This is a genomic window from Micromonospora sp. RHAY321, assembly GCF_023896955.1.
Classification (GTDB): domain Bacteria; phylum Actinomycetota; class Actinomycetes; order Mycobacteriales; family Micromonosporaceae; genus Micromonospora.
Genome location: NZ_JAMHIW010000005.1, coordinates 80841 through 103548, shown reverse-complemented (window position 1 = coordinate 103548; position 22708 = coordinate 80841). Strand labels below are relative to the sequence as shown.

At 72.5% G+C, this 22708-nt stretch carries 21 protein-coding genes and 1 pseudogene; 2 read left to right on the top strand and 20 right to left on the bottom strand.

The features are described 5' to 3' along the window. Positions 1-12: 12 nt before the first annotated feature. From M8C17_RS13970 to M8C17_RS13900, 15 genes and pseudogenes are all read right to left on the bottom strand, one after another. Entirely contained in the window at positions 13-900 is an 888-nt protein-coding gene (locus M8C17_RS13970; protein ID WP_252416879.1) for a DUF5926 family protein, read from the bottom strand. Between the two features lie 61 nt (positions 901-961). Then, positions 962-1378, bottom strand: coding sequence for an ATP-binding protein (locus tag M8C17_RS13965; protein ID WP_252417141.1), 417 nt, complete (start codon positions 1376-1378; stop codon positions 962-964). A gap of 67 nt (positions 1379-1445) precedes the next feature. Further along, the gene (locus tag M8C17_RS13960) at positions 1446-2900 is read right to left on the bottom strand and encodes a PAS domain-containing sensor histidine kinase (RefSeq protein ID WP_252416878.1); all 1455 of its coding nucleotides are present in this window, start codon (positions 2898-2900) and stop codon (positions 1446-1448) included. Between the two features lie 55 nt (positions 2901-2955). Next, complete coding sequence (locus M8C17_RS13955; RefSeq protein ID WP_252416877.1) at positions 2956-3744, bottom strand: glycerophosphodiester phosphodiesterase family protein; 789 nt, start codon at positions 3742-3744, stop codon at positions 2956-2958. A gap of 10 nt (positions 3745-3754) precedes the next feature. After that, positions 3755-4090, bottom strand: a complete 336-nt coding sequence (locus M8C17_RS13950) for a rhodanese-like domain-containing protein (protein WP_252416876.1) — start codon at positions 4088-4090, stop codon at positions 3755-3757. A gap of 58 nt (positions 4091-4148) precedes the next feature. After that, complete coding sequence (locus M8C17_RS13945) at positions 4149-5084, bottom strand: LCP family protein (RefSeq protein ID WP_374558419.1); 936 nt, start codon at positions 5082-5084, stop codon at positions 4149-4151. A 213-nt stretch (positions 5085-5297) separates the two neighbouring features. Beyond that, positions 5298-6557 (bottom strand): LCP family protein, encoded by a 1260-nt coding sequence (locus M8C17_RS13940; protein WP_252416875.1) that lies wholly within the window; start codon positions 6555-6557, stop codon positions 5298-5300. A 206-nt stretch (positions 6558-6763) separates the two neighbouring features. Beyond that, entirely contained in the window at positions 6764-7999 is a 1236-nt protein-coding gene (locus M8C17_RS13935; RefSeq protein ID WP_252416874.1) for an LCP family protein, read from the bottom strand. Between the two features lie 76 nt (positions 8000-8075). After that, positions 8076-9053 carry an NAD-dependent epimerase/dehydratase family protein gene (locus tag M8C17_RS13930; RefSeq protein ID WP_252416873.1) on the bottom strand — a complete coding sequence of 326 codons (978 nt, stop codon included), beginning with the start codon at positions 9051-9053 and terminating at the stop codon, positions 8076-8078. Between the two features lie 92 nt (positions 9054-9145). Further along, complete coding sequence (locus tag M8C17_RS13925; RefSeq protein ID WP_252416872.1) at positions 9146-10819, bottom strand: cation acetate symporter; 1674 nt, start codon at positions 10817-10819, stop codon at positions 9146-9148. Beyond that, positions 10797-11162 carry a DUF485 domain-containing protein gene (locus M8C17_RS13920; RefSeq protein ID WP_252416871.1) on the bottom strand — a complete coding sequence of 122 codons (366 nt, stop codon included), beginning with the start codon at positions 11160-11162 and terminating at the stop codon, positions 10797-10799. Before M8C17_RS13920 ends, M8C17_RS13925 begins: the two co-directional genes overlap by 23 nt. 186 nt (positions 11163-11348) lie before the next feature. Continuing rightward, positions 11349-11912 (bottom strand): annotated as a pseudogene (locus M8C17_RS13915) (flavin reductase family protein); the annotation flags it as partial. Further along, the gene (locus tag M8C17_RS13910; RefSeq protein WP_252416870.1) at positions 11893-12765 is read right to left on the bottom strand and encodes an alpha/beta fold hydrolase; all 873 of its coding nucleotides are present in this window, start codon (positions 12763-12765) and stop codon (positions 11893-11895) included. The pseudogene M8C17_RS13915 and the gene M8C17_RS13910, both read right to left, overlap by 20 nt. A gap of 104 nt (positions 12766-12869) precedes the next feature. Beyond that, positions 12870-14573: an ABC transporter permease gene (locus tag M8C17_RS13905; protein WP_374558311.1), complete on the bottom strand. Its 1704-nt coding sequence runs from the start codon at positions 14571-14573 to the stop codon at positions 12870-12872. Further along, complete coding sequence (locus M8C17_RS13900) at positions 14558-15322, bottom strand: ABC transporter ATP-binding protein (protein ID WP_252416869.1); 765 nt, start codon at positions 15320-15322, stop codon at positions 14558-14560. The genes M8C17_RS13905 and M8C17_RS13900 overlap by 16 nt, the downstream gene beginning before the upstream one ends. 172 nt (positions 15323-15494) lie before the next feature. Here M8C17_RS13900 and M8C17_RS13895 point away from each other — a divergent pair, with 172 nt between their 5' ends. Both M8C17_RS13895 and M8C17_RS13890 read left to right on the top strand, forming a co-directional pair. Continuing rightward, on the top strand, positions 15495-15995 hold the full coding sequence (locus M8C17_RS13895; protein ID WP_252416868.1) for a SigE family RNA polymerase sigma factor: 501 nt from the start codon (positions 15495-15497) through the stop codon (positions 15993-15995). Beyond that, positions 15988-16848 carry a hypothetical protein gene (locus M8C17_RS13890; protein WP_252416867.1) on the top strand — a complete coding sequence of 287 codons (861 nt, stop codon included), beginning with the start codon at positions 15988-15990 and terminating at the stop codon, positions 16846-16848. The genes M8C17_RS13895 and M8C17_RS13890 overlap by 8 nt, the downstream gene beginning before the upstream one ends. Before the next feature lie 13 nt (positions 16849-16861). On the opposite strand, the gene M8C17_RS13885 is transcribed toward M8C17_RS13890, so the two are convergent. From M8C17_RS13885 to M8C17_RS13865, 5 genes are read right to left on the bottom strand one after another with little or no spacing between them, the layout of a single operon-like run. Next, on the bottom strand, positions 16862-18502 hold the full coding sequence (locus tag M8C17_RS13885; protein WP_252416866.1) for a cation acetate symporter: 1641 nt from the start codon (positions 18500-18502) through the stop codon (positions 16862-16864). A 1-nt stretch (position 18503) separates the two neighbouring features. Next, positions 18504-18917, bottom strand: coding sequence for a hypothetical protein (locus M8C17_RS13880; RefSeq protein ID WP_252416865.1), 414 nt, complete (start codon positions 18915-18917; stop codon positions 18504-18506). A gap of 44 nt (positions 18918-18961) precedes the next feature. Continuing rightward, the gene (locus M8C17_RS13875) at positions 18962-20872 is read right to left on the bottom strand and encodes a DUF4153 domain-containing protein (protein WP_252416864.1); all 1911 of its coding nucleotides are present in this window, start codon (positions 20870-20872) and stop codon (positions 18962-18964) included. Next, entirely contained in the window at positions 20869-21918 is a 1050-nt protein-coding gene (locus M8C17_RS13870) for a cell wall metabolism sensor histidine kinase WalK (RefSeq protein WP_252416863.1), read from the bottom strand. The genes M8C17_RS13875 and M8C17_RS13870 overlap by 4 nt, the downstream gene beginning before the upstream one ends. 29 nt (positions 21919-21947) lie before the next feature. Continuing rightward, on the bottom strand, positions 21948-22625 hold the full coding sequence (locus M8C17_RS13865; RefSeq protein ID WP_252416862.1) for a response regulator transcription factor: 678 nt from the start codon (positions 22623-22625) through the stop codon (positions 21948-21950). Between the last annotated feature and the right edge of the window lie 83 nt (positions 22626-22708).

Sequence of the window (22708 nt, the reverse complement as noted above, 5' to 3'; positions counted from 1 at the left end):
GGCCGTCCCGGCTCAGCGCAGGGTGAGCTGGCGGCCGAGCAGACCCTGCCGGGCGCGGCGGCCGGCGGCGTCCAGCGGGCCGGTGGTGGCGAGCGCCTCGGCGTACCGCTTGGCGAACTGCGCCACCGGGTCCTCCCAGTCGGTCGCCGGGGTCTCCTCCGGCAGGTCCCAGACCGGCGCCAGTCGGCCGTGCGCACGGAACATCCCGGCGAACCGGGTCTGCTCGCCGAGCGGCAGCGTGCCGGCCGCGCCGAGCCGGGCCAGCGCGTCCAGGGCGGCGTCCTCGTCGTCGGGCAGCACCAAACGCACGTGCGCCTTCTCCGGGACCTGGCACCAGTACGCGGCCTTCGCAGCGGTCAGCCGCACCGTCGGGTAGATGGCCGCGTTGGCCCGCTCCAGCGACGCCTGCACGGTCGGGTCGTCCGTGGCGCCGGGGTCGAGCCAGAACTCGAACCCGTCGTGCATGGTGATCTCCAACGGACCGTCCACGAGGATGTCCTGCAGGCGGGGACCGGGGCCGGGCAGCGGCGGCACGGCCACCTGGTCGCCCGGCTCGGTCCGCAGCGCGCAGAGCAGCGCCTCGGCCAGGTCCCGGGAGACGTCGCCGGACTGCTGGTGGCGTTGCAGACCGATGAGCACCCGGCCGTCGGGCTTGGTCATCGCCGGCGCGGCCATCGGCAGCACCGTGGCCAGCGTGGCCGGCCGGTCACCGAATTCCTCGACCAGGGCGGGTGCGAGCCGCAGCGGCGCGGAGGCGGCGGGGACCAGCTCGCGTAGCGCGATCCACTCGGGCTCGTCGATCAGCCCCTCGAACGGTCGCGGCACGAAGATGTCCCGCACCTTGTCCCTGCGCGGGGCGGTGTCGGCGGCGGTGCGCTGGCTCTTTCGACGCTTGCTCACGGCGTCACAGCCTAGAGGCCCGACCGGCTCGTCGTGGGCGGGACCCGCCCCGAGCCGTCGCTCAGCCCGTCGGCACCAGGTCGGGCCGGGTCGTGGGGGCCGGGTCGAACTCCGCCCAGACGCGCTGGCCCAGACCGTCCCGCTCGACGCCCCACCGCGTGGCCAGACCGGCCACGATGTGCAGCCCCCGCCCGTCCGCCGCGTCGGGGTCGACCGTCCGGAGCCGTGGACCGGTGCCCGCGCCACCGTCGGTCACCCGCAGCTGGATCCGCGGGCCGTCGGCCGAGGGCCGCAACCGCCAGGCCACCCGGACCACGCCACCGGGCAGCGGCCGGGCGTGTCGCACCGCGTTGCCCACCAGCTCGGCGAGCACCGCGATCAGGTCCGCGAGGAGCGTCGGTGGTACGACGTCCGCCAGGTCACCGGCGAGCCGGTGCCGGGCCAGCCGTGCCCCGGCGGGGTGGTGCGGGACAACCACGCACCAGGCCCGTTCCCTCGCTACCACTGCCGTTGCCACCGTCGCCTCCACGTCGCGCCGCCGCCGGTCAACCGCGCGGTAGCCGCACCTCTGCGACCGTACCGCCGCCGGTCCTCGGACGTAGGGATACCCATCCATTCTGTTGTTCAACGATCCGGCGGACGAGATAGAGGCCGAGCCCCGCGCCCGGGTAGCCGCGCCGGTCGCCCGACTCGCCCTGCCAGAACCGGTCGAACGCCCGCTCCACGTGCTCCGGGCGGATGCCGATGCCCCGGTCGCTGACGCGGAACGCCACCAGCTGACCGTCGACCGCCGCGGTGATCTCGATCGCTGAGTCGGGCGCCGAGTACTTGCCGGCGTTCGTTGCCAGCTCGGTGAGAACGGTGGCCAGGCTGGGCCGGTGGCCGAGCGCCTTGGGCAGGTCGGCCGGTAGGCGGAGCACCAGCCGTCGGCGCAGCTCCGCCGGCAGGTCGACGACCGCGGAGCGCAGCGCCTCGCCAAGGTCGAACGGGGTGGGCGGGTCGTCCCCCGGCCCCGCCTCGGCGGCTGAGGAGAGCAGCCGGTCGACCAGCCGGGCCAGTTCGTTGGCGCGTTGCCCGATCACCCGGGCGGCCTGCCGGCGGTCGGTCTCGGTCAACGACTCCCAGTGGTCGGTGAGGGTGTCGGCGTACCCCTTGATCACGGTGACGGGCGTGCGCAGCTCGTGGCTGGTCACCGCGACGAACAGCTCCCGGTCGTGGTCACGGCGCTGCTGGTCGGTGATGTCGCGGAAGGTGACCACGCGCAGCGTGCCCGGGCCGGGCAGGTCGCCGGAGGTGATCCGCAGCCAGCGCCCGTCCGGCAGCCGGTGGTCGCGGACCTGACCCGAGGGCGGCAGCGGGAACGGCAGCGGGCGGCTCAGCGCCTGCTCGGCCGCCCGACCGGTCACGTGGGCGGCCGCGGGGTTCCAGAGCCGGACGTGCCCGTCCCGGTCGACCACGGCCAGCCCGTCGGCGAGCGCCGCCACCACCGGCCCGTCACCGTGCACCGGCAGCCCGCTCTGGTCGCCGTACATGTGCCCGACGCAGGCCGCCAGGTAGGCCACCACACCGTGCTGCTCGGCGCTGGGCTCGTCGTCCGCGGGATAGAACGCGTGCAGGCTGCCGACGGTGTGGCCGCCGATCTCCGCGCGGGACACCACCATCCGGCGCAGGCCGCTGCCGGCAAGCTCGCCGGCGAGATTGCCGTTGAGGTGGTCGACCCTGGCCTGGCGGGTCCGGGGGCCGGAGAGCAGACAGACGGTGTCCGGATCGTCGGCGGGCAGCGGGCGGCCGAGGGTCCACTCGGCCGCGCCGGTCGCGGCGATCACCCGGCCACCGGTCGGGCCGAACTCGGCGAACGCCATGCCGGCCGCGCCGAGCGCCGGCTGGGCCACACGGAGCAGCTGGGTGAGGACCGGCAGGCCGGCGTCCCCAGAGTTGATCATCTCGATCACGATGGTGTGGCCGGCGATGAGAGCGGGGAAATCGATACGCTCCGGCATGTGCCGAGTCTGCCCCGCCGACCCGGGTTTCGGCACCCCCACCCGGCCGGCGGCGTCAGCGGTCCAGCCGGGCCAGGGTCTGCGCCGGTCGATCGGTGATGATCCCGTCCACCCCGGCGGCGAGCACCAGCTCCAGGTCGGCCGGCTCGTTGACCGTCCAGACGTACACCTGGTTGCCGGCCGCACGCAACGCGGGCAGCAGTTGCGGACGGGCCCGGACCAGGCCGATGCCCGGCCCGGCGACGCGGGCGCCGAACGGCAGCCGGCCCAGCCGCAGCCAGCGCGGCAGCACCTCCAGCAACAGCACCGTGGGCAGCGTCGGAGCAAGCTCACGGACGCGCCGCACGGCCAGCGGGGAGAACGACATGACGGTGACCTGGACCGGGTCGTCCGGCGCAGGATCGGCCAGCCCGTACCGGCGCAGCAGCTCGATCAGTCGCCGTTCCACGTTCGAGCCGTAACGCGACGGGTGCTTCGTCTCCACCAGCAGCCGGACCGGCCGGCCGGCGGCCAGCACCGCGTCCAGCAGTCGGGCGAGGGTCAGCAGCCGGGTGTGCGACTCGTCCGGCGGCAGGTCACCGGTCGGCGCGCTGCCCGGATGCCACGAGCCGAAGTCCAGCAACTCCAGCTCGGCGAGGGTACGTGCGCTGACCAGCCCACGACCGTTGCTGGTGCGGTCCAGCCGCCGGTCGTGGACGCAGACCAGATGCCCGTCCCGGGTCAGCCGGACGTCGCACTCCAGGCCGTCCGCGCCCTCGTCGAGGGCGCGGAGGTAGGCGGCGAGGGTGTGTTCCGGAAGGTCGTACGAGGCGCCGCGGTGCGCGAAAACCAGAGGGCCACCCATCCCGCCCGCCTCAGATGACCTGACCGGGTTGTCCGTTCGAGTCCACCACCGGGCGCCCGACGGCGGCCCACTGGCGCATTCCGCCGTCGGCGTTACGCACCTGCTCCCAGCCGTTGTTGACCAGGTAGGCGACGACCTGGGCGGAGCGCCCCCCGGAGCGGCAGATGACCGCCACGTCCCGGTCGGTGGGCACCTCGGCCAGACGCGCCGGAAGCTCCATCATCGGCAGGTGGTGGGCGGCGGGAGCGTGGCCGGCCGCCCACTCGTCGTCCTCCCGCACGTCGAGCAGGTAGGTGTCGTCGGCGATCTCGGTCACGGGCACGGTGGGAACCTGGGGTCCGAACACAGGAAGCAACACTAGATCCTCGTCGGCCGGATCGGCACCGACCCGGCCGTCGGACCCGTCACAACCGGGTCACCCACTGCGGGTTGCCCTGAGCCCACGCGGGCATGCGGGTGCCGCGTACGGCCTCGAAGAGCCCGTTGCCGCCGTTGTCGAGCACCACGTACGAGACCTCGTCGATGGTCTGCGGGGACGACGGCACCTGGACGCCGCGCATCCCGTCGGGCGGCAGCGCGCGCAGCGCGAGGAGCAGGTCCTCCAGGGGTACGCCGTTGGTGTCGACGGTCAACGAGCTGCCGACCGCCCGCAGCACCCGGTCCAGCTTGACCGGATCGCTGCGCAGGTCCGCCCGGCCGGCGCTGTCCAGCATCGCCCGGAGCAGTTGCTGCTGGTGGTGCTGCCGGTCGTAGTCGCCGCCGGGGAGGTTGTAGCGCTGCCGCACGTAGTCCAGCGCCTGCGCGCCGTTCATCTGCTGACAGCCGGTGGGGAAGACCCGGTTGGTGTGGATCGAGCGGACCTCGGAGTCGACGCACATCTGCACCCCACCGAGCAGGTCGATCACCTTCCGGAAGCCGGAGAAGTCGATCAGCGCGGCGCCGTCGAACCGGATGCCGGTGAGCCGGTTCAGGGTGGCGGAGAGCAGTTGGACGCCGGCCTGCCCACCGCCGCCGTGCTCGTACGCCGCATTGATCTTGTCCTGGCCGCCGCCGAACCCGTTCGCGGGCGGGATGGCGACCAGCAGGTCACGCGGGATGGACACCAGGTACGCCTCGTGTCGCCCGGCGGGCACGTGCACGATGAGGATGGTGTCGGAGCGCTGGTCCGGCCCGGTGTCGCCCGGCCGCCGGTCGGAGCCGACCAGCAGGTAGTTGAGCGCTCCGTCGAGGTCGGTCCGGTCTGTGCGGGCGTCGGGGTCGAGCAGTTGTTCCCTGGCGACCGTGCGCTCGTACCGGTGGCTGAGGGTCTTGAGCCCGATCAGCGTGAGGCCGGCCAGCAGGACGAGGGTCAGGCCGATGCCGAGCAGGATCCGTGACCAGCGGGTGCGGCGCGAGCGGGCGGATCGGGCCTCGCCGGCCCGGCCCGCTGCGTTCCGCCCCCACCTGGACGTGACCGCCTCCCCGCAGCCGATACGTGAAACCCGCTCACGTCAGGCTACGCAGGGTGACGGTACGGTCGCCGGCTTTCCGGGACTTCCGGCCGGCGGCCGCCGTCACTTGCGGCCGGAGATCACCTCGGGGTGGTTGAAGACGAACTCAGCGAGCTTGTCCTGCTTGACGGCCTGGAACATGGCCATCGTCTCTTCGCTCAACGCCTCGCGGTTGTTGCCGTTGCCGTGGAACGTGCCGTTGTTGGTCTTGAGCATGCTCAGCTCGTTCGCGGTGACCCCGCGCATGGTGAAGATGAAGTCCTCGATCGGCACCCCGCCGGTGTCCAGGACGAACGCCTTGCCGGCCGCCTTGATCAGCTGCTGGAGCTTTGCCGGGTTGGTGAGCATGCCGCCGTCGGTGGCCTTCTTGGCCATCGCCTTGATCAGCTGCTGCTGGTTCTGCTGCCGGTCGTAGTCGCCGTTGCGGAGGGTCTTGCGCTGCCGGGAGTAGTCGAGCGCCTGCCAGCCCTCCATGTCCTGGCAGCCCTTCTTGTGCACCACCGGGGTCATCGACTTGCCGGTCTTCTTGGCGTCCGCGTTCCACATGGGCTTGCCGTCGACGTACGACATGTGCAGCGACTTGACCTCCTGGGTGACGCAGATCCGCACCGTGCCCAGGGTGTCGATGACGTTCTTGAAGCCGCCGAAGTTGATGATCGCCGCGCCGTCGAAGCTGACCCCGGTGAGCCGCTTGATGGTCTGCGCCATCAGTTGGGCGCCGCCCTCCCAGCCGCCGCCGTTGCGAGCGCCCGCCTGGAAGGCGGCATTGATCTTGTCGGTGCCGCCCGCGAAGCCGCTCTTCGGGAACGCCGGGATCTGCGCCTCGGTGTCCCGGGGAATGGAGATCAGGTACGCCTGGTCGTGCGAAGCCGGGATGTGCAGGATGATGATGCTGTCCGAGCGGACATCGTCGGCGGCCCAGCGCTCACGCGCGTCCACCCCGAGCAGCAGCATGTCGATCGGGCCGTCGAGGCTCGCCCCGCCCTCGGCGTCGGACTTGCCGGCCTCGCCCAGCAGGTTGCGCTGCGCGATGTCGCCGGTCGCCTGGCCGATCAGCACCTTGCTGCCGACGATGGCCACCCCGCTGCTGAGCATCAGCACGGCACCGAAGATCACGGTCAGTCGCGCCCAGAGCGGATCCTTGCGCCGGGGCCGCTTCTTCGCCGCCCCACCGCCGCCACCGGACCGGCCACCGTCGCCGGGCGGGCGACCACCCGGTCCGCCGCCCGTGGGGCGCGACTGGACGGGAATGGACGCGGCGATCCGGCCGCTGGGCGCGGCGGACCCGACGGAGGAAGGGCGACGGCTGGCCTGAACCGGCATGCGTGCTCCAGCTCGTGATCAGGAGGGGGCGGCCCCACTGTACGTACATCATTTCGACTTGGCGAGTTCATCCCGGGTCAATTCGGACGCCAATTTCACCAGGGTCGGTCGATCGTCGCCACTCGATGGCCCGAACGGGCGGTCGACCGTCCGGCGGCCGTGCGGTCGCCACGGGCCGGGCCGCCGGGGCCAGCCGCCCGGTTCGGTCAGCCGCCGGCGGTGCCCTTCGGTGGGTTGGCCTTGACCCAGTCCGCCATGGTGTCCGCCGACATGGCCCGGTACATCGCGAGCGCCTTCTCCCGGTCGGAGACCACCACCGACTCGCCGTTGATCGTCTCGCTGCCGGAGTTCGGGCTGGTCACGAAGGTGAGATTCTGCCCGCGCAGGTTGCGGAACTGCAGTGCCATGTCCGTCACCGAGAAGCCCTCGTCGACGGTGGCCGCCGCCGTCACCGACTGGAGGAAGTCGTTGAGCTTCTTCGGGTTGGCCAGCGTGCCGGTGCTCGCCGCCTTGTCCATCAGCGCCCGGAGGAACTCCTGCTGGTGCCGCATCCGCGCGAAGTCGCCGTCCGGGAACTGCTTACGCTGCCGGATCCAGTCCAGCGCCTCCGCGCCGTCCATGTGGTTGGTGCCCTTGGTGAACGTGCGGTACGGCTTGTGGATCGAGGTGATCGTCCGCTCCACCTTCAGGTCGACCCCGCCGAGCGCGTCGGTGACCTGCTTGAAGCCGGCGAAGTCGATCGCCATGACGTGGTCGATGCGGACGTCGGTGAAGCACTCCACGGTGCGGACCGCCAGCGGCAGCCCGCCGAACGCGAACGCGGCATTGATCTTCGCGCGCTGGCCGGAGCCACACTCCGCGCCGGCGCTCTCCGGGATCGGCACGTAGAGGTCACGCGGGATGGAGACCAGGTACGCCTCCTGATGGTCGGACGGAATGTGCATCACGATGATCGTGTCGGCCCGCCACTGGCTCTTCGTGTCGACCGGCGCGTCCGGATCCCGGGAGTCGCTGCCGACCAGCAGGATGTTCAGCGCGCCGTCGACGGTCTTGGCCGGCCGGCCGCCGGTGATCTGCGCGAACGGGTCGGTCCGCGCCAGGTCGTTGTCCAGGTTGCGGGCGTACATCCAGGCGCCGATGCCGCCGAGCAGGGCCAGCACCAGCACCGCGACCCCGGCCACCAGGCCGATCCGCCCCCAGCGTGGCCGTGGGCCGCGCCGGCCCGGCCCGCCGGCACCACCCGGGCCGCCGGGCCCACCGGGGCCCTTCGGCCCGTCCGGGCTGCTCGGCCGGGGCCGCTCCTCGTCGGGTGACGGGTACCAACGCGCCTCGGTCGGACGGGCGCGCCCGGAGGCGCCGCGGTCGGGGCCGGGCACCGACGCGCGCCCGGCGCTGCGGTGCAGGTACGGGTGCGGAACGCCGGCAGACGAGGTCGCTGACATGTAACTCAGGGTACGTAGCGCGGGCCACTGCCGCCTTCAGGTGACGTTCAGCGACCGACCGCGCGTCGCCGGCTGGTTACCCTAGCCGCGCCCGGAAGTACTCGATCGTGCGTCGCAGGCCGTCTTCGGGCGCCACGGTCGGCTCGTATCCGAGCAGTTCGCGGGCCAGCGTCAGATCGGGGCGGCGCATCTCCGGGTCGTCGGCGCTGCGGGTGATGTAGGTCACCTGGGAGCTGCTGCCGGAGAGCGACACGATCAACTCAGCCAGTTGCCGCATGGTCAGCTCGTGCTCGGTGCCGCAGTTGACCGGGCCGGTCTCGGTCGAGTCCAGCAGCAGCAGGATGCCCCGCACCAGGTCCTCGACGAAACAGATGGACCGGGTCTGGTTGCCGGTGCCGTGCACGGTGATCGGCTCGCCGCGCAGCGCCTGGGAGATGAAGGTGGGGATGGCCCGACCGTCGTCCGGGCGCATCCGCGGGCCGTACGTGTTGAAGATCCGCACGATCGCCGCGTCGAGCCCCCGGTAGCGGTGGTACGCCATGGTGGCCGCCTCGGAGAAGCGCTTCGCCTCGTCGTAGACGCTGCGGACGCCGATCGGGTTGACGTTGCCCCAGTACGTCTCGCGCTGCGGGTGCTCCTTCGGGTCCCCGTACGCCTCCGACGTGGAGGCCATCAGGAACCGGGCACCGTCGGCGGCCGCGCGGTCCAGCAGGTGCAGCGTGCCCACCGAGCCGACCCGGAGGATCTCCACCGGCAGTTGGGCGAAGTCGGTGGGGCTGGCCGGCGAGGCCATGTGCAGGATCGCGTCGAACCGCTCGGCCAGCGCCGGGTGGTGGGTCGGCAGGCCGTCGGAGATGTCGGCCTCGACCAGGGTGAAGGTTGGCCGGTCCAGCAGGTGGGCGACGTTCTCCTTGGAGCCGGTGACGAAGTTGTCCAGCGCCACGACCGTGCAGCCCCGGGCGATCAGGGCGTCCACCAGGTGCGACGGGACGAAACCGGCCCCGCCGGTGACGAGGATGCGGTGACCGGAACCGAAGCGCTCAGCAACCTTCATGCCGGTCAGCCTACCGACCCCCGAAATGGGGGAAGGGCCCCCTGCGGACGCGTGGCGCCGTGCAGGGGGCCCCTCCTGAGGGGTGTCCGCGGTCAGTGGGCGCCGGAGCCGGTGAGGGCGCGGACCTCCAGCTCGGCGTACTTCTCCTCGTCGTGCTCCTTCGAGATGATGGTGCCGATCCATCCGCAGAGGAAGCCGAACGGGATGGAGAGGATGCCCGGGTTGGACAGCGGGAACCACTGCCAGTCGTGATCCGGGAACATCGAGGTCGCCGCCCCGGAGACCACCGGCGAGAAGAACACCAGCAGTACGGCCGAGAGAAGCCCGCCGTAGATCGCCCACACCGCTCCGGAGGTGTTGAACCGCCGCCAGAAGAGGCTGTAGAGGATCGCCGGCAGGTTGCCCGAGGCGGCCACCGCGAACGCCAGCGCCACGAGGAACGCCACGTTCAGGTTCTGCGCGAAGATCGACAGGGCGATCGAGACCGCGCCGATCACCAGGGCGGAGATCCGGGCGACCCGTACCTCCTGCCGCTCCGACGCCTCACCCCGCTTCATGACGTTCGCGTAGAAGTCGTGCGCCAGGCTGGAAGACGAGGCCAGGGTCAACCCGGCGACCACCGCCAGGATCGTGGCGAAGGCGACCGCCGCGATGATCGCCAGCAGGGCCGCCCCACCGAGATCCCCGCCGAGGAAGTCGATGCCGAGCGCCTCGGCGAGCTGCGGCGCGGCCGTGTTGCCGGCCTTGTCCTGGGCGGTGATCGCCTCGCTGCCCACCAGCGCCGCGGCGCCGAATCCGAGGGCAAGGGTGAGCAGGTAGAAGCTGCCGATGATGCCGATCGCCCAGAGCACGCTCTTCCGGGCCGCCTTGGCGGTCGGCACGGTGTAGAAGCGGATCAGGATGTGCGGCAGACCGGCGGTGCCGAGGACCAGGGCGATGCCGAGGGAGAGCAGGTCGACCTTGTTGTAGAAGGTCTGTGTCGCGTTGCCGGCGACCTCGACGCCGTACCGCAACCCTGGTTCGAGGAACGCGCTGCCCTTGCCGGAGGAGGCGGCGGCGTCGCCGAGCAGCGACGACAGGTTGAACTTGTACTTCGCCAGCACCAGCAGGGTCATCACCAGCGCGCCGCCCATCAGCAGGAACGCCTTGACGATCTGCACGTAGGTGGTGCCCTTCATGCCGCCCACGGTGACGTAGATGATCATCAGGGCGCCGACCATGATGATGGTGGCCACCTTGGCGGTGGCCGCGTCCATGCCGAGGAAGGTCGTCCCCGGCCGGATGCCGAGCAGCAGCGCGACCAGCGCGCCGGCGCCCACCATCTGGGCCAGCAGGTAGAAGATCGAGACGGTGATCGTGGAGACCGCCGCCGCCGTACGCACCGGGCGCTGGCGCATCCGGAACGCCAGCACGTCGGCCATCGTGTAGCGGCCGGAGTTGCGCAGCAGCTCCGCGACCAGCAGCAGGGCCACCAGCCAGGCGACCAGGAAGCCGATCGAGTAGAGGAAGCCGTCGTAGCCGTAGAGCGCGATGATGCCGGCGATGCCGAGGAACGAGGCGGCCGACATGTAGTCGCCACCGATCGCCATGCCGTTCTGGAAGCCGGAGAAGGACCGGCCGCCCGCGTAGAAGTCGGTCGCCGTCTTGGTCTGCCGGCTGGCCCAGATCGTGATGGCCAGCGTCACCGCCACGAAGACCAGGAAGAGAGTGATGGTCAGGTTGCGGGCGGTGTGGTTACCCGCCTCAGCCGCGAGGACCATTCTCATGGTTCACCTCCCCGATCTCGGCGCGGATCCGGTCGGCAACCGGGTCGATCTTCCGGTCCGCGTACCGCGAGTAGAGCCAGGCGATGACGAACGTGGACACGAACTGGAGCAGGCCGAAGATCAGCGCAATGTTGATGTTGCTGCCGAAGAGCTTCGTGCCCATGAAGTCCCGGGCGTACGCGGAGAGAATGACGTAGAGCGCATACCACAGGAAGAACGCGACGGTCATCGGGAAGACGAAGCCGCGCAGCGCGCGCCGCAGCCCGGCGAACTCGTCCGACCGTTGTACGGCCAGATACTTGTCCGGTTGGGAAGCGGTCGGCGCGGGTGTGTCCGTGGACATCTGTGGATCACCACCTTCACAGGCGTCGGGGGAGTTTCGCGCACCGTAGAGAGCACGCTCCCCGCCGGGGAAGGCCGAGATCGACGCCGGTCGGCGAGTGCGCCGAGCGGTTGGCTGGCTGCGCCGAGTGACCCAGGTCACTCCGGTGACCGGTCGGTGGAGGTGGCTGCCCGTCGGGCCGCCCGGTCAGCCCGGCAGTTCGTGGTAGCGACCGCGGTAGTGCAGCAGCGGGCTGGCGTCCTCGGCCAGGTCGACCGCCTCGATCGTGGCCTCCACCAGCAGCGCCCAGCCGTACTCCCGGGCGGTGTCCAGCCGGCAGCCGACCCAGCCGCCGGCGTCCGCCGGGACCGGCCCGTACGGGGTGTCGGTCCACACCCCGGCCGCGAAGAGCCCACCCGGGGAGGGGAAGAGGCCGGCGAACCGGTCGGCGAGTTGCCGGTGCGGCGGGCCGAGTGGCGCGACCGCGAACCGCCCCGCGTCCTCGACCGCCGCCCAGAGATCGGACTCCGCGTCGATCAGCCCGAGCAGCCGGTCGGGTTCTCCCTCGGCGACCAGGGTGGACGAGACGGTCAGCCCGGCCGGGCCGGGTGCCGTCCAGAGGGTCACCGGAGAGGCGAGTCGACCCCGCAGCCGGCGGACCGGCGACCGCTGCCCGGTCGGCACCGCGAACGGATCGGTGTGGTGGATCTCGGCACCCGGCTCATGATTCACGTGAAACATTGTGACCCCGTCACCCCGCCTTGAGGACCCGGCCGGCGAAGGTCCGGACCAGCGTCGCCACCTCGTCCGCCTGCGTGTCGAGCACGAAGTGCCCGCCGTCGAGCAGGTGCACCTCCGCTTCCGGGACGTCGTTCCGGTACGCCTCCGGCTCGCTGATCTCGAACGACGTGTCATGTCGACCCCAGACGACCAGCAGCGGCGGCCTGGTCCGGCGGAGCCAGTCCTGCCAGATCGGGTACGAGGCCACGTTGGTGCGGTAGTCGTACTGCAGGTCCAACTGGATCTCGATCTCACCGGGGCGGCTGAGGAAGGCGTGCTCGTCGGCCCACAGGTCGGGGTCGTACCGCTCGGGGTCGGGATCGTCGCCGACGTGCCGGGTTCGGATCGCCGTCAGCGAGAGGACGTTCTCCCGCACGGCCGCCTCGTGCCCGGCCCGGTCCTGCCAGAAGGCCCGGCGGGTCGCCCAGAGCGGGCCGAGCCCCGTGTCGTGGGCGACGGCGTTCTGCACCACGAGGCCGAGCAGCCGACCCGGGTCCGCGAGGGCCATCCGGAATCCCACCGGGCCGCCGTAGTCCTGAACGTAGAGCAGGTACCGCTCGACGCCGAGTGTGGCGGCGAACCGCGACATCATCTCGGCGATCCGGTCGAACGTGTAGGGGAAGGACCGTGGGTCCGGGGCGTCGCTGTGCCCGAACCCCGGATAGTCGGGCGCGATCAGCCGGAACCGGTCGGCGAGCCGGCCGAACAGCGGCTCGAACATCCGCGACGAGGACGGAAAGCCGTGCAGGAGCAGCAGCACGGGCGCATCCGGCGCACCGGCCTCCCGGTAGAAGATGGAAAGTCCGTCGACGACCACGCTGCGGTAGCGGGTGTGCGAGTTCACGACTGCCTCCCTGCCCCGGATGAACGCACCATAACGGGCGGTCGGCGGGCGCTGCCGGGGTTCGGCCGGAGCCGACCGGACGCCGAGGCCGGCGGGGTGCGGTCTCAGCGGCGCGGGGTGACGGTGGCGAGCAGCTCCGGCTGGCGTCGGTCGAGCACGTCACCGGCCAGGTACGCGCCCAGCAACGCCGCGCCCAGCCCGTACGCCACCCCGACCGGAAGGGCCAACCACAGCCAGGCGTCACCGAGCAGCGCCGCCGCGACCACCATCGGGACCGCGACGATCGCCGAGACGACCATGGCAAGCAGGGTGAGCAGGCCCTTCGCCACGCCTGCGCCGCTGTTCATCGCGAACGGGTTGCTCGTCTCCGGCAGGGAGTACGCCCCGAGCACCGAGACGTAGCTGTTCACCGCCAACCCGGCACCGTAGGTGGCGGCCAGCGTGCCGGCCGTCAACCCGATCCAGCCCGGTCGGCCCAGCACCGCCGACAGGACCACCGCGACGACCGCCAGCATCGGCAGCACGTACAGCGAGAAGGCCGTCATCCGGGCGCGCAGCTCCACCCGGCCGGGCACCCCGGCCACCACGTTCACGGCGTACGCGCTGCCGTCGAAGCCGAACTGGTTGGCCAGGGTGACCGAGGCGAGCACACCGACGAAGAGCATGGAGAGGGTCACCAGGACCGGTGAGCTGTCGCTGGCGCCCGTCGTCAGGCCCTGCTCGTTGTCGGCCGCGAAGCCCGCGCCACCCAGGTTGATCATCACGGGTACGAAGATGCCGACCACCGCGATCGTGATCAGGTTGGCCCGGCGGCGGGCGTCCCGCCACCAGTAGCGGGTCTCCCGGGCGACCAGCGCACCGAACCGGTCCCGCCGCGCCCAGCCGGCAACCCGGGGAAACAGTTGAGCGACGGCGCCACCGGTGGCGCCCCGACGGGCGGGTGCCTTGCCGGCGCTCGCCGCGCCCACCATCGCCGACTCCAGCGACCGCGACCACCAGGCCAGCAGGGCGCCGAGCGCCACCACCGTGATCAGCAGCTTGACCGGAGCCGCCCACACGCGACCCTGGGCCACGTCGATCCCGGCGGTCCACGGCGCGCCGAACGGCGTCCAGCCGATCACGGTCGCCACACCGGTCAACCGCGTCCAGTCCGTCTCGCGCAGCGCGGCGAGGCCGAAGACCTGCAACGGGCCGAGCAGCGCGGCGACCACCGCCAGCAGGACGGCCGCCAGGTCGCGCACGCGTCGGGACCGCAGCATCGTGGCGAAGGCACTGGTCACCGCCCGGCTGGCGGCGACGCAGAGCAGCAGCCCACCGAGCACGCCGACCACGGCCACCAGAGCGGCGGACCAACCACCCAGCGCCCAGGCGGTGAGCACCAGGCCCAGCGACGCGATCAGCACCGCCAGCACCGGCACACTGATCAGGGCCGCGGCGAACAGGCCGGTGACCAGCGTGCGGCGGGGCAGCGGCAGCAGCGCGAACCGGGCCGGATCCAGAGTCTCGTCCACACCGAAGAAGACCAGCGGCAGCAACAGCCAGCCGAGCACCAGCAGCCCGCCACCGGCCGCCGCGACCAGCACCGCGTACCGGCCGTCGCCCGTGATGCCGGGCGCCGCGAAGAGGAAGAAACCGCCGACGGCGAACCACAGCCCGACCAGCGCGCCGCCGACGAACAGCGCGATCCGCCAGCCCTGCCCCCGGAAGTTGTTGCCCATCACCCGCAGCTTGAGCCGCATGAAGTGTCGGGCGGAGACGGCGCGGACCGGCCCGGCGGGCACGGTCGCGGCGCTCACTGGGAGAGCCACGACAGCTCCTCACCGGTGGCCGTGCGGCCGCCGACCACCTCGACGAAGACCTGCTCGAGCGAGCGGTCGCCGCGTACCTCCGCGATCGTGCCCACCCGCTTGATGGTGCCCGCGGCGAGGATCGCCACGTGCGAGCAGAGGCGCTCGACGACCTCCATGACGTGACTGGAGAACACCACCGTGCCGCCACCGGCCGCGTACCGGGTGAGGATGTCGCGGATCAGCGCGGCGGAGACCGGGTCGACCGCCTCGAACGGCTCGTCCAGCACCAGCACCCGGGGGCCGTGCAGCAGCGCACACGCCAGGCCGATCTTCTTCTTCATGCCCGCCGAGTAGTCCACCACCAGCGTCCGGCCGGCATCGCCGAGCGCCAGCACGTCCAGCAGTTCCGCGGCCCGCTGGTCGACCACCGCCGGGTCCATGCCGCGCAGCAGACCGTTGTACGCCAGCAGCTCCGCCCCGGTCAGCCGGTCGAACAGCCGCACCCCGTCGGGCATCACACCGAGCAGCCGCTTGGCGGTGACCGGGTCCCGCCACACGTCGTGGCCGAGCACCCAGGCCGAGCCGGCGTCGGGCCGCAACAACCCCACCGCCATCGACAGGGTGGTGGTCTTGCCGGCACCGTTCGGCCCGAGCAGGCCGTAGAAGGAGCCCGCGGGGACATCGAGGTCGACGCCGGCCACCGCGATCGTGCCGTCGAACCGCTTGGCCAGGCCACGCAGCGCGAGCGCGGGTTGCTCAACAGTCATGCGCCGACGCTATCCGTCGATCGCCAGTTCCGCCCTCCGGCGTGGGGCGGACCCGTCCTCCTCCCCGAGACGTACGCGGCCGCGCGATGAACGGCACGCCGTGTTCGCCCCGGAGGCAACCGGCCGTCGTCCTGGCGGGTGACAGTGGCAGAAGCGACACGGGGAGGGACCAGTGGAGAAGGACGAGGGGTTCGAGGAGTTCTATCGAGCCACCAGACATCGGGTCGTCACCGTGCTGTACGCGCTCGGTGGCGACCTCCACGAGGCGCAGGACGCCGCGCAGGAGGCGTACGTACGGGCCTGGCAGCGCTGGCAGCGCATCGCCGATTACGACGACCCGGAGGCGTGGGTACGCGTCGTCGGCCACCGTCTCCTGCAGAACCGCTGGCGCAAGATCCGCAACGGGATCACCGCCCACCGGCGGCACGGCCCACCCACCGTGGCGGGGCCACCGTCGGAGAACACCGTCGCCCTCGTGGCGGCGTTACGCCGGTTGTCGCCCGAGCAGCGCGAGGCGATCGTCCTGCATCACCTGGCGGACCTCTCCGTCGCGGACATCGCGACCCAGGTCGGTGTTCCGGTCGGCACCGTCAAGGCTCGGCTCGCACGGGGTCGCAACGCCCTCGCCCCTCTGCTCGGCACCACCCTCCCCGAGGAGGTCAGCAATGCCTGATCAGCTCTTCACCGACATGTACCGCGACACCGAGCACCTGACCTGGGCCCCGACCGAGCAGGTGCGTGAGCGTGGCCGGCGGCGTATCCGCCGGACGAGGGTCGCTGCGGTGCTCGCCGGCGCGGTCGCGGTGGCGGTGGTGGCCACCGGTGCGATGGCCCTGGCCGGCGGCCCGGATGCGGCGCCGACCCCGGTGCTGCCGGCCACCGGATCGCCCACCCCGACACCCGCGCCGTCGGCCACCCCGACACCGACCCCGTCTCCGCCGCCGCCAACCGGCACCGACCCGGCCGCGCCACCGTCGAGCCCGTCGACGGCCGATGGCCGGTCGACGACCGGTTCCACCAGCCCCGCCATCCCGACGGCGGCGCTGCTGCGCGCGTCGGACCTGCCGTCCGGCTACCGGGCGGACGGCAGTGACATGGATGGTGACTGGTCGTTCGACTTTGCCGCCATGTACGTCTGCGCCGATACGCCGACCCCGACGGCGAAGCAGCGAGCCGAGCGGGGGGCGGTGTTCAGCAAACCCGTCGAGTCGACGGTCGTCGAGCGGGTGCGGCGATACTCCGCCGACGGCGCGAAGGCGACCATGGACTGGGTCCGGCGGACGGTGAGCCAATGCGAACCGGACGGTCAGCGGAGTTCGCTGTCGATTCTCGACTCCGGATTCGTCGGAGACGGCTCGCTTCTGATCAGGTTCAACGCCCAGGGCGTGGTCAGCCACACGCTCTTCGTCCGGCAGGGCGACCTGGTCGCCGAGGTGTGGCTGGACACCCTGACCGGCCAGGCGGACATCCGGCAGGTGGCGCAACGGGTGGCCGATCGACTGTGCCTCGGCACCGACTCCTGCTGACAGCGACGAATCGTCACAGGCGGAGGGCCTCGGGGGTGTGCAGGCGGAGCATGGTGGCGGCGACGTCGGCGGGAGCCCGCCGGCGGGTCGCAACCGACACCGCGACCATCACGATGAAGGCCAGGGGCACCGTCCAGGCGGCCGGCTGCGCGATGAGCGTGGCCGGCCAGCCGGACAGCGGCGCGCCGAGCACCGTCACGAGCACCGCGCCGATCGCCGCGCCGCCGCCCACCAGCACCCCGGCGGCGGCGCCCAGGTCGGTCAGCCCGCGCCACCAGATCCCAAGCACGAGCAGCGGGCAGAAGCTCGACGCGGCGACGGCGAAGGCCAGCCCGACCACCTGCGACACGTCCAGCCCCGAGACGTTGAGCGCCAGCACCGCCGGCACGCCACCGGCGATCACCGTGGCCAGCCGGAAGCCGCGCACCGAGCCCCGGCCGAGCACGTCCGTGGAGATCACGCCCGCGACGCTGGTCAGCAGCCCGGACGAGGTGGACAGGAACGCCGCGAACGCGCCCGCCGCGACCAGCGCGGCGAGCAGCCGCCCGGCCAGCCCGTCGCCGAGGGCCGCGCCGGGCAGCAGCACCACCACCGCGTCGGTCTGCCCACTGATCAGCAGTTGCGGGGTGTAGATCCGGCCGAGCACCCCGTACAGGGTGGGCAGCAGATAGAACGCACCGACCAGGGCCAGCACGACGAGGGTGGTCCGGCGTGCGGCGGCGCCGTCGGGGTTCGTGTAGAAGCGGACCAGCACGTGCGGCAGGCCCATGGTGCCCAGGAAGGTGGCCAGGATCAGGGAGTACGTGGCGAACAGGCCCCGGTCGTCGTCGCCGGCCGCGCTGGGCAGCAGCCAGTCGCTGGCGTCGTTCGCCACCCCGGACACCTCCGGCACCGGGTCGCCGGCGGCGAAGGTCAGCTCGTCGCCGGGGCGTACCTCCCGGATGTCACCGTCGGGCAGGGTGAGGGTCGCGCGGTGCTCGACCACGACGGTGGTCGCGGTCCGGAACGTCGGCCCGTCGGGCGGGGTCACCGCGGGCCGGGCGTCGGCCTGCCACTGCAACGCCAGGAAGATCGCCGGTACGGCGAGCGCCGTCAGCTTGAGCCAGTACTGGAACGCCTGGACGAAGGTGATGGCGCGCATCCCGCCGAGCGCCACGTTCGCGGTGACGACGGCGGCCACCAGCAGGGCACCGACCGGGTACGGGGAGCCGGCCACCGTCGCCAGGGTGAGCCCGGCGCCCTGTAGTTGCGGCACCAGGTAGAGCCACCCGATGAAGATCACGAACGCGGTGGCCAGGATGCGCAGCCGGCGGGAGCCCAGCCGTAGCTCGCAGAAGTCGGGCAGGGTGAACGCGCCGGAGCGACGCAGCGGCGCGGCCACGAAGAGCAGCAGCGCCAGGTAGCCGGCCGCGAAGCCGACCGGATACCAGAGCACGTCCACGCCGTACTTGAGGACCAGGCCGGCGATGCCGAGGAAACTCGCCGCCGACAGGTACTCCCCGCCGATCGCGGCGGCGTTCCAGGTCGGACTGATCGCCCGGGAGGCGACCAGGAAATCGGAGGTGGTCCGGGCCAGCCGCAGCCCGTAGAAGCCGATCCCCACGGTGACCAGGGTGACCGCGACGATGGCCGGGACCACGTAGTCGTTGCCCACCTCAGCGCTCCGGCCGCTGCACCAGGTCGGTGAAGTCCTGTTCGTTGCGCTCGGCCAGCCGCACGTACGCCCAGCCCACCGCGATCAGGAACGGGAAGGAGGCCACACCGAGCAGCAGCCAGGGCAGGTTGACGCCGGCGACGGTGGTCCGGCCCAGCGACGGCGCGATGGCGAACAGCCAGGGCAGCCCGCCGAGCCCGATCGCCACCACCAGCGAGAGCCGCAGCGCCAGAGCGAGCTGCGCCCGGACCAGGCCGCGGACCAGCGCCTCGCCGACCTGGGTCTGCTGAGCCAGCTCGGTGCGGGTCCGCTCGGCCCGGCTGTCCGGTCGGGTGATCTCGGCCAGCACGATCCGGGTCCGCCGGGGCGGCGGTACCGCACCGCCCGACCCCACGTCAGGGAGTTGCTTGGCCACCCCGGCAGTCTCGCCCGCCCTGCGGGATTGTCAAGCGGTCCCGCTCACCACCGCCGCGGACCGGGACAGTCCACCGCCATGGCGGTCGCCGTCGTCGGTTCCAGTTCGCGCCGTGCCCGCTCCCGGCCGAGGTTCGCCGCCCAGAGGCCGTCCCGGGGCAACTCGGCGGCGATCTCCCGCAGCGCGCACGTCCGCATCGGCTCGGGCAGCCGGTTCAGCGCCGGCACGGCGTCGGCCGACAGCCGGGAGACGTACCCGACGTCCAGCCGGCCGGTCTCCAGGTACCGGTCGACGTTCCGGTCGGCGATCAGCCGATCGGGGTTCACCAGGGCCAACCCGAGCAGCGCCAGCACCGCCGTGCCGACCACCAGCCGGGGCAGCCAGTCGGCCCGCAGCCGCACCACGGCCACCCCGACCAGGACGAAGAGCAGGCCCAACCACAGCTCGACGGTCGCCACGACGAGCCTGAGGCGGGTGGCACCGTACGCGTCGGCGTAGACCTGCATCCGGTAGAGGGCGGAGGCGACGACGACCAGGCTCAGCACGGTGAGCGTGCCGAGCAGGGTGCGGACCACCAGCCGGTCGGCCCGCGTCGCCCGCGGTGCCCGGCGGGCGGCGACCGCGATCACCAGCAGCGTGAGCGCGGTGACGGCGAGCAGTTGCCAGAACCCGCCGCGCGCGTACTGGGCGTAGGTGAGCCCCGCCGTCCGCAGCACGTGACCCGCGCCGCCGAAGAACACCGTCAACTGGACCAGCACGAACGCGGCGAAGAGGGCGTCGAGCAGCGCCAGCGGGAGGATCCACTCCAGCCGGTGCGCCGGTCTGGTCGGCGCCGCCCGCAGCCCTTCCAGGTCGGGTGGACGGCTGACCAGGTACGCGCAGCCGAGCAGGCCCGTGCCGATCAACAGCAGGCGGACCAGCCAGCCCAGGACACCGGCCGGTGAGATGTCGGGCAGCAGACCGGAGAGCAGGTCGGCGAAGACCGCGTCGGCGGAGGAGAAGAGCAGACCGAACAGCGTCAGCAGCCCGGCCGAGACCGCGAGGCTGGTCAGGATCCGCCCGACCCCGGGGCCGGCCGACCGCGTACGGCGCAGTCCGCGTACCGCCCAGGGGAGCGCACGGAAGGTGGCTGCCGGCGGCAGCGTGGCGGCCAGCAGCATCCCGAACGGGCTTCGCCCACCGGTCACCGCGAGCGTCGCGGTGACCGCGGCGGCGATGAGGCACAACACGAAGAGCCAGCCCGCGGCGCGGACCGAGCCGACCGCGACCAGCGCGACGGTGGCGGCGGCCCAGGCGACCTGCGCCACCCGCCCCGGTGCCCCCGTGGCACCGGGACGGGTGGTGGCCGCCGCATCCGTCGTGGCCGGCCCGGCGGTCGTGGGCGGCCCGGCGGTCGTGGGCGGCCCTGCGGTCGTGGGCGGAGTCGGGGGTGAGGTCGGCGCTGCGGCGGTCGTGGGGGTGCTGGCGGTCGGGCCGGGTGCGGCGGTCGTGGGCGGCGCCGCGGTGGCCGGGGCGGCGGCGGTCGCCTCCGGTGCCCCGGCCGGCGTCGCCGGGACGCCTGCTGCCGTGCCTGAGCCGGCTTGCTGCGGCACGCCCGCCGGGAGGTTCGTCCCGCGTCGGGCGACTCCGGCGGTGACGAGGGCGACGGTGGCGGCCAGCGCGGCGACCAGCCAGCCGACGCCGGGGCGGACCATCGGCAGCGCCGAGGCACCGATCGCGGCAGCCGCCGTCAGCGCGCCCAGGACCAGCGGGTGGGCGGCGCCGGACGGCCCCGGCCAACGACGTTGGAGCAGCGACGGTGGCCGGGGCCCGACCGGCGGCGCGGGCCAGGGTTGGGGCCGGCCACCCGCCGGCGGGAGTGCCGGTCCGGGCCCGGCCCAGGGCGGGCCAGCCGCAGCGGGAGCCGGCATTCTCGGACCGGTGGGCGGGACCTGCGTACTGCCGGGGCTGGTCATGCGGCCTCTTCTCGAAGTGGTCCGTCGCTGGGGATGGTGACCTGGATTCGACAGCCGGGCTGGGGGCCCGCGGACGGTCCGGCGGGGTCGAGGACCCGGATGCGGCCGCCGTGCAGTTCCACCACCCACCGGGCGATGGCCAGGCCGAGTCCGGTCCCGCCGCCGGCCGACCGGTCGCCGCGGGTGAACCGTTCGAACACCCGGGAGCGCTCGGCCGGTGGGATCCCCTGGCCCTCGTCGCTCACCTCGAAGCGGAGCTGGCCGGCCTGCTCCTCCGCGCTCACCCGTACGGTGCCGCCGGCCGGGCTGTGCCGCGCGGCGTTGTCGAGCAGGTTCGCGAACACCTGGTGCAGCCGCCACGGGTCCGCGTGCACGGTCAGCGGCGTCGCCAGCTCGCGGAGCCGGAAGTGCACGTCCAGGCCGGCGCCGCTCGCGCTCGCGGTGGCGTGCTCCACCGCCTCGTCGAGGAAGTCCCCGACGTCGATGCGGACCCGTCGCAGCGGGACCACCCCGGCGTCGAGGCGGGACAGGTCGAGCAGGTCGGCGACGAGGTGGCCGAGCCGCTCGGTCTGGGACAGCGCCGAGCGCAGTGCCGCGGGTTCGGGCGCGGCCACACCGTCCACCATGTTCTCCAGCACGCCCTGCAACGCGGTGATCGGCGTACGCAGCTCGTGGGAGACGTTCGCGATCAGCTCCCGTCGGCGCTGGTCGGCGGCGTGCAGGTCCTCGGCCATCTTGTTGAACGCCTGGGCCAGCTCACCGACCTCGTCACGGGAGGTGGCGCGTACGCGGCGGGTGTAGTCGCCCCGGGCCATCGCGCCGGCGGCCGCCGTCATCTCCCGCAGCGGTGAGGTCATGCCGTGGGCGAGCACCTGCGAGGTGAGCAGGGCGACGGCGATGGCGGTCGCCGAGGTCACCGGCGGTGGCCAGCCGATGCCGTACGAGAAGTACGCCAGCCCGGCCGCGCCGGAGGCGACCAGCAGGACGCCCAGTTTCAGCTTGATGGAGCGCACCGGATCCAGCGGGCGGGGCAGCAGCTCCAGCACCCGGTCGAGGCGGGCGAGCAGGACGGCGCTCAGGACGACACCTCCAGTGCGTAGCCGACCCCGTGCACGGTGCGGATGAGGTCGGCGCCCAGCTTGCGGCGTAGTGCCTTGACGTGGCTGTCCACCGTGCGGGTGCCGCTCCCCTCGGCCCACCCCCAGACGTCGGCGAGCAACCGCTCGCGGGGGAGCACCGTGCGGGGCCGCCCGGCGAAGTGGACGAGCAGGTCGAACTCGGTCGGCGTGAGGTGCACGTCCGCGCCGGCCCGGCGGACCCGCCGCTCGGCCTCGTTGATCTCGATGTCGCCGAGGTGGATGGCGGGTGGCACGGGCGCGGCGGCCCGTTCCACCCGACGCAGCAGGACGTGCACCCGGGCGGCCAGTTCCCGCATCGAGAACGGCTTGGTGAGGTAGTCGTCCGCGCCGACCGCGAGCCCCACCAGCAGATCCGTCTCGTCGTCCCGGGCGGTGAGCATCAGCACCGGCACCGGCCGGACGGCCTGGATCCTGCGGCACACCTCCAAGCCGTCGAAGCCGGGAAGCATCACGTCGAGGACGACGAGATCCGGCTGTCCGGTCCGGAACCGCTCGACCGCGCTGGGACCGTCCGCCGCGATCTCCACGGCGAATCCCTCGGCGCCCAGTCGTGCGGCGACCGACTCGGCGATGGTTCGTTCGTCCTCGACGACCAGTACCCGGCGTTCCCTCATGGGCCCTGACTGTAGGGAGCCGGCGTGGAGATCAGTGGGTGGCATTGTGAATAACCTGTGGAGAACGAGTCACCCCTGTGGAT

Excerpts from the sequence above, each read along its gene's own strand:
- M8C17_RS13920 (WP_252416871.1), bottom strand. The coding sequence starts at position 11,162 with ATGTCCACGGACACACCCGCGCCGACCGCTTCCCAACCGGACAAGTAT.
- M8C17_RS13955 (WP_252416877.1), bottom strand. The coding sequence starts at position 3,744 with ATGGGTGGCCCTCTGGTTTTCGCGCACCGCGGCGCCTCGTACGACCTT.
- M8C17_RS13890 (WP_252416867.1), top strand. The coding sequence starts at position 15,988 with ATGCCTGATCAGCTCTTCACCGACATGTACCGCGACACCGAGCACCTG.
- M8C17_RS13940 (WP_252416875.1), bottom strand. The coding sequence starts at position 6,557 with ATGCCGGTTCAGGCCAGCCGTCGCCCTTCCTCCGTCGGGTCCGCCGCG.
- M8C17_RS13960 (WP_252416878.1), bottom strand. The coding sequence starts at position 2,900 with ATGCCGGAGCGTATCGATTTCCCCGCTCTCATCGCCGGCCACACCATC.
- M8C17_RS13875 (WP_252416864.1), bottom strand. The coding sequence starts at position 20,872 with ATGACCAGCCCCGGCAGTACGCAGGTCCCGCCCACCGGTCCGAGAATG.
- M8C17_RS13925 (WP_252416872.1), bottom strand. The coding sequence starts at position 10,819 with ATGAGAATGGTCCTCGCGGCTGAGGCGGGTAACCACACCGCCCGCAAC.
- M8C17_RS13930 (WP_252416873.1), bottom strand. The coding sequence starts at position 9,053 with ATGAAGGTTGCTGAGCGCTTCGGTTCCGGTCACCGCATCCTCGTCACC.
- M8C17_RS13935 (WP_252416874.1), bottom strand. The coding sequence starts at position 7,999 with ATGTCAGCGACCTCGTCTGCCGGCGTTCCGCACCCGTACCTGCACCGC.
- M8C17_RS13865 (WP_252416862.1), bottom strand. The coding sequence starts at position 22,625 with ATGAGGGAACGCCGGGTACTGGTCGTCGAGGACGAACGAACCATCGCC.
- M8C17_RS13900 (WP_252416869.1), bottom strand. The coding sequence starts at position 15,322 with ATGACTGTTGAGCAACCCGCGCTCGCGCTGCGTGGCCTGGCCAAGCGG.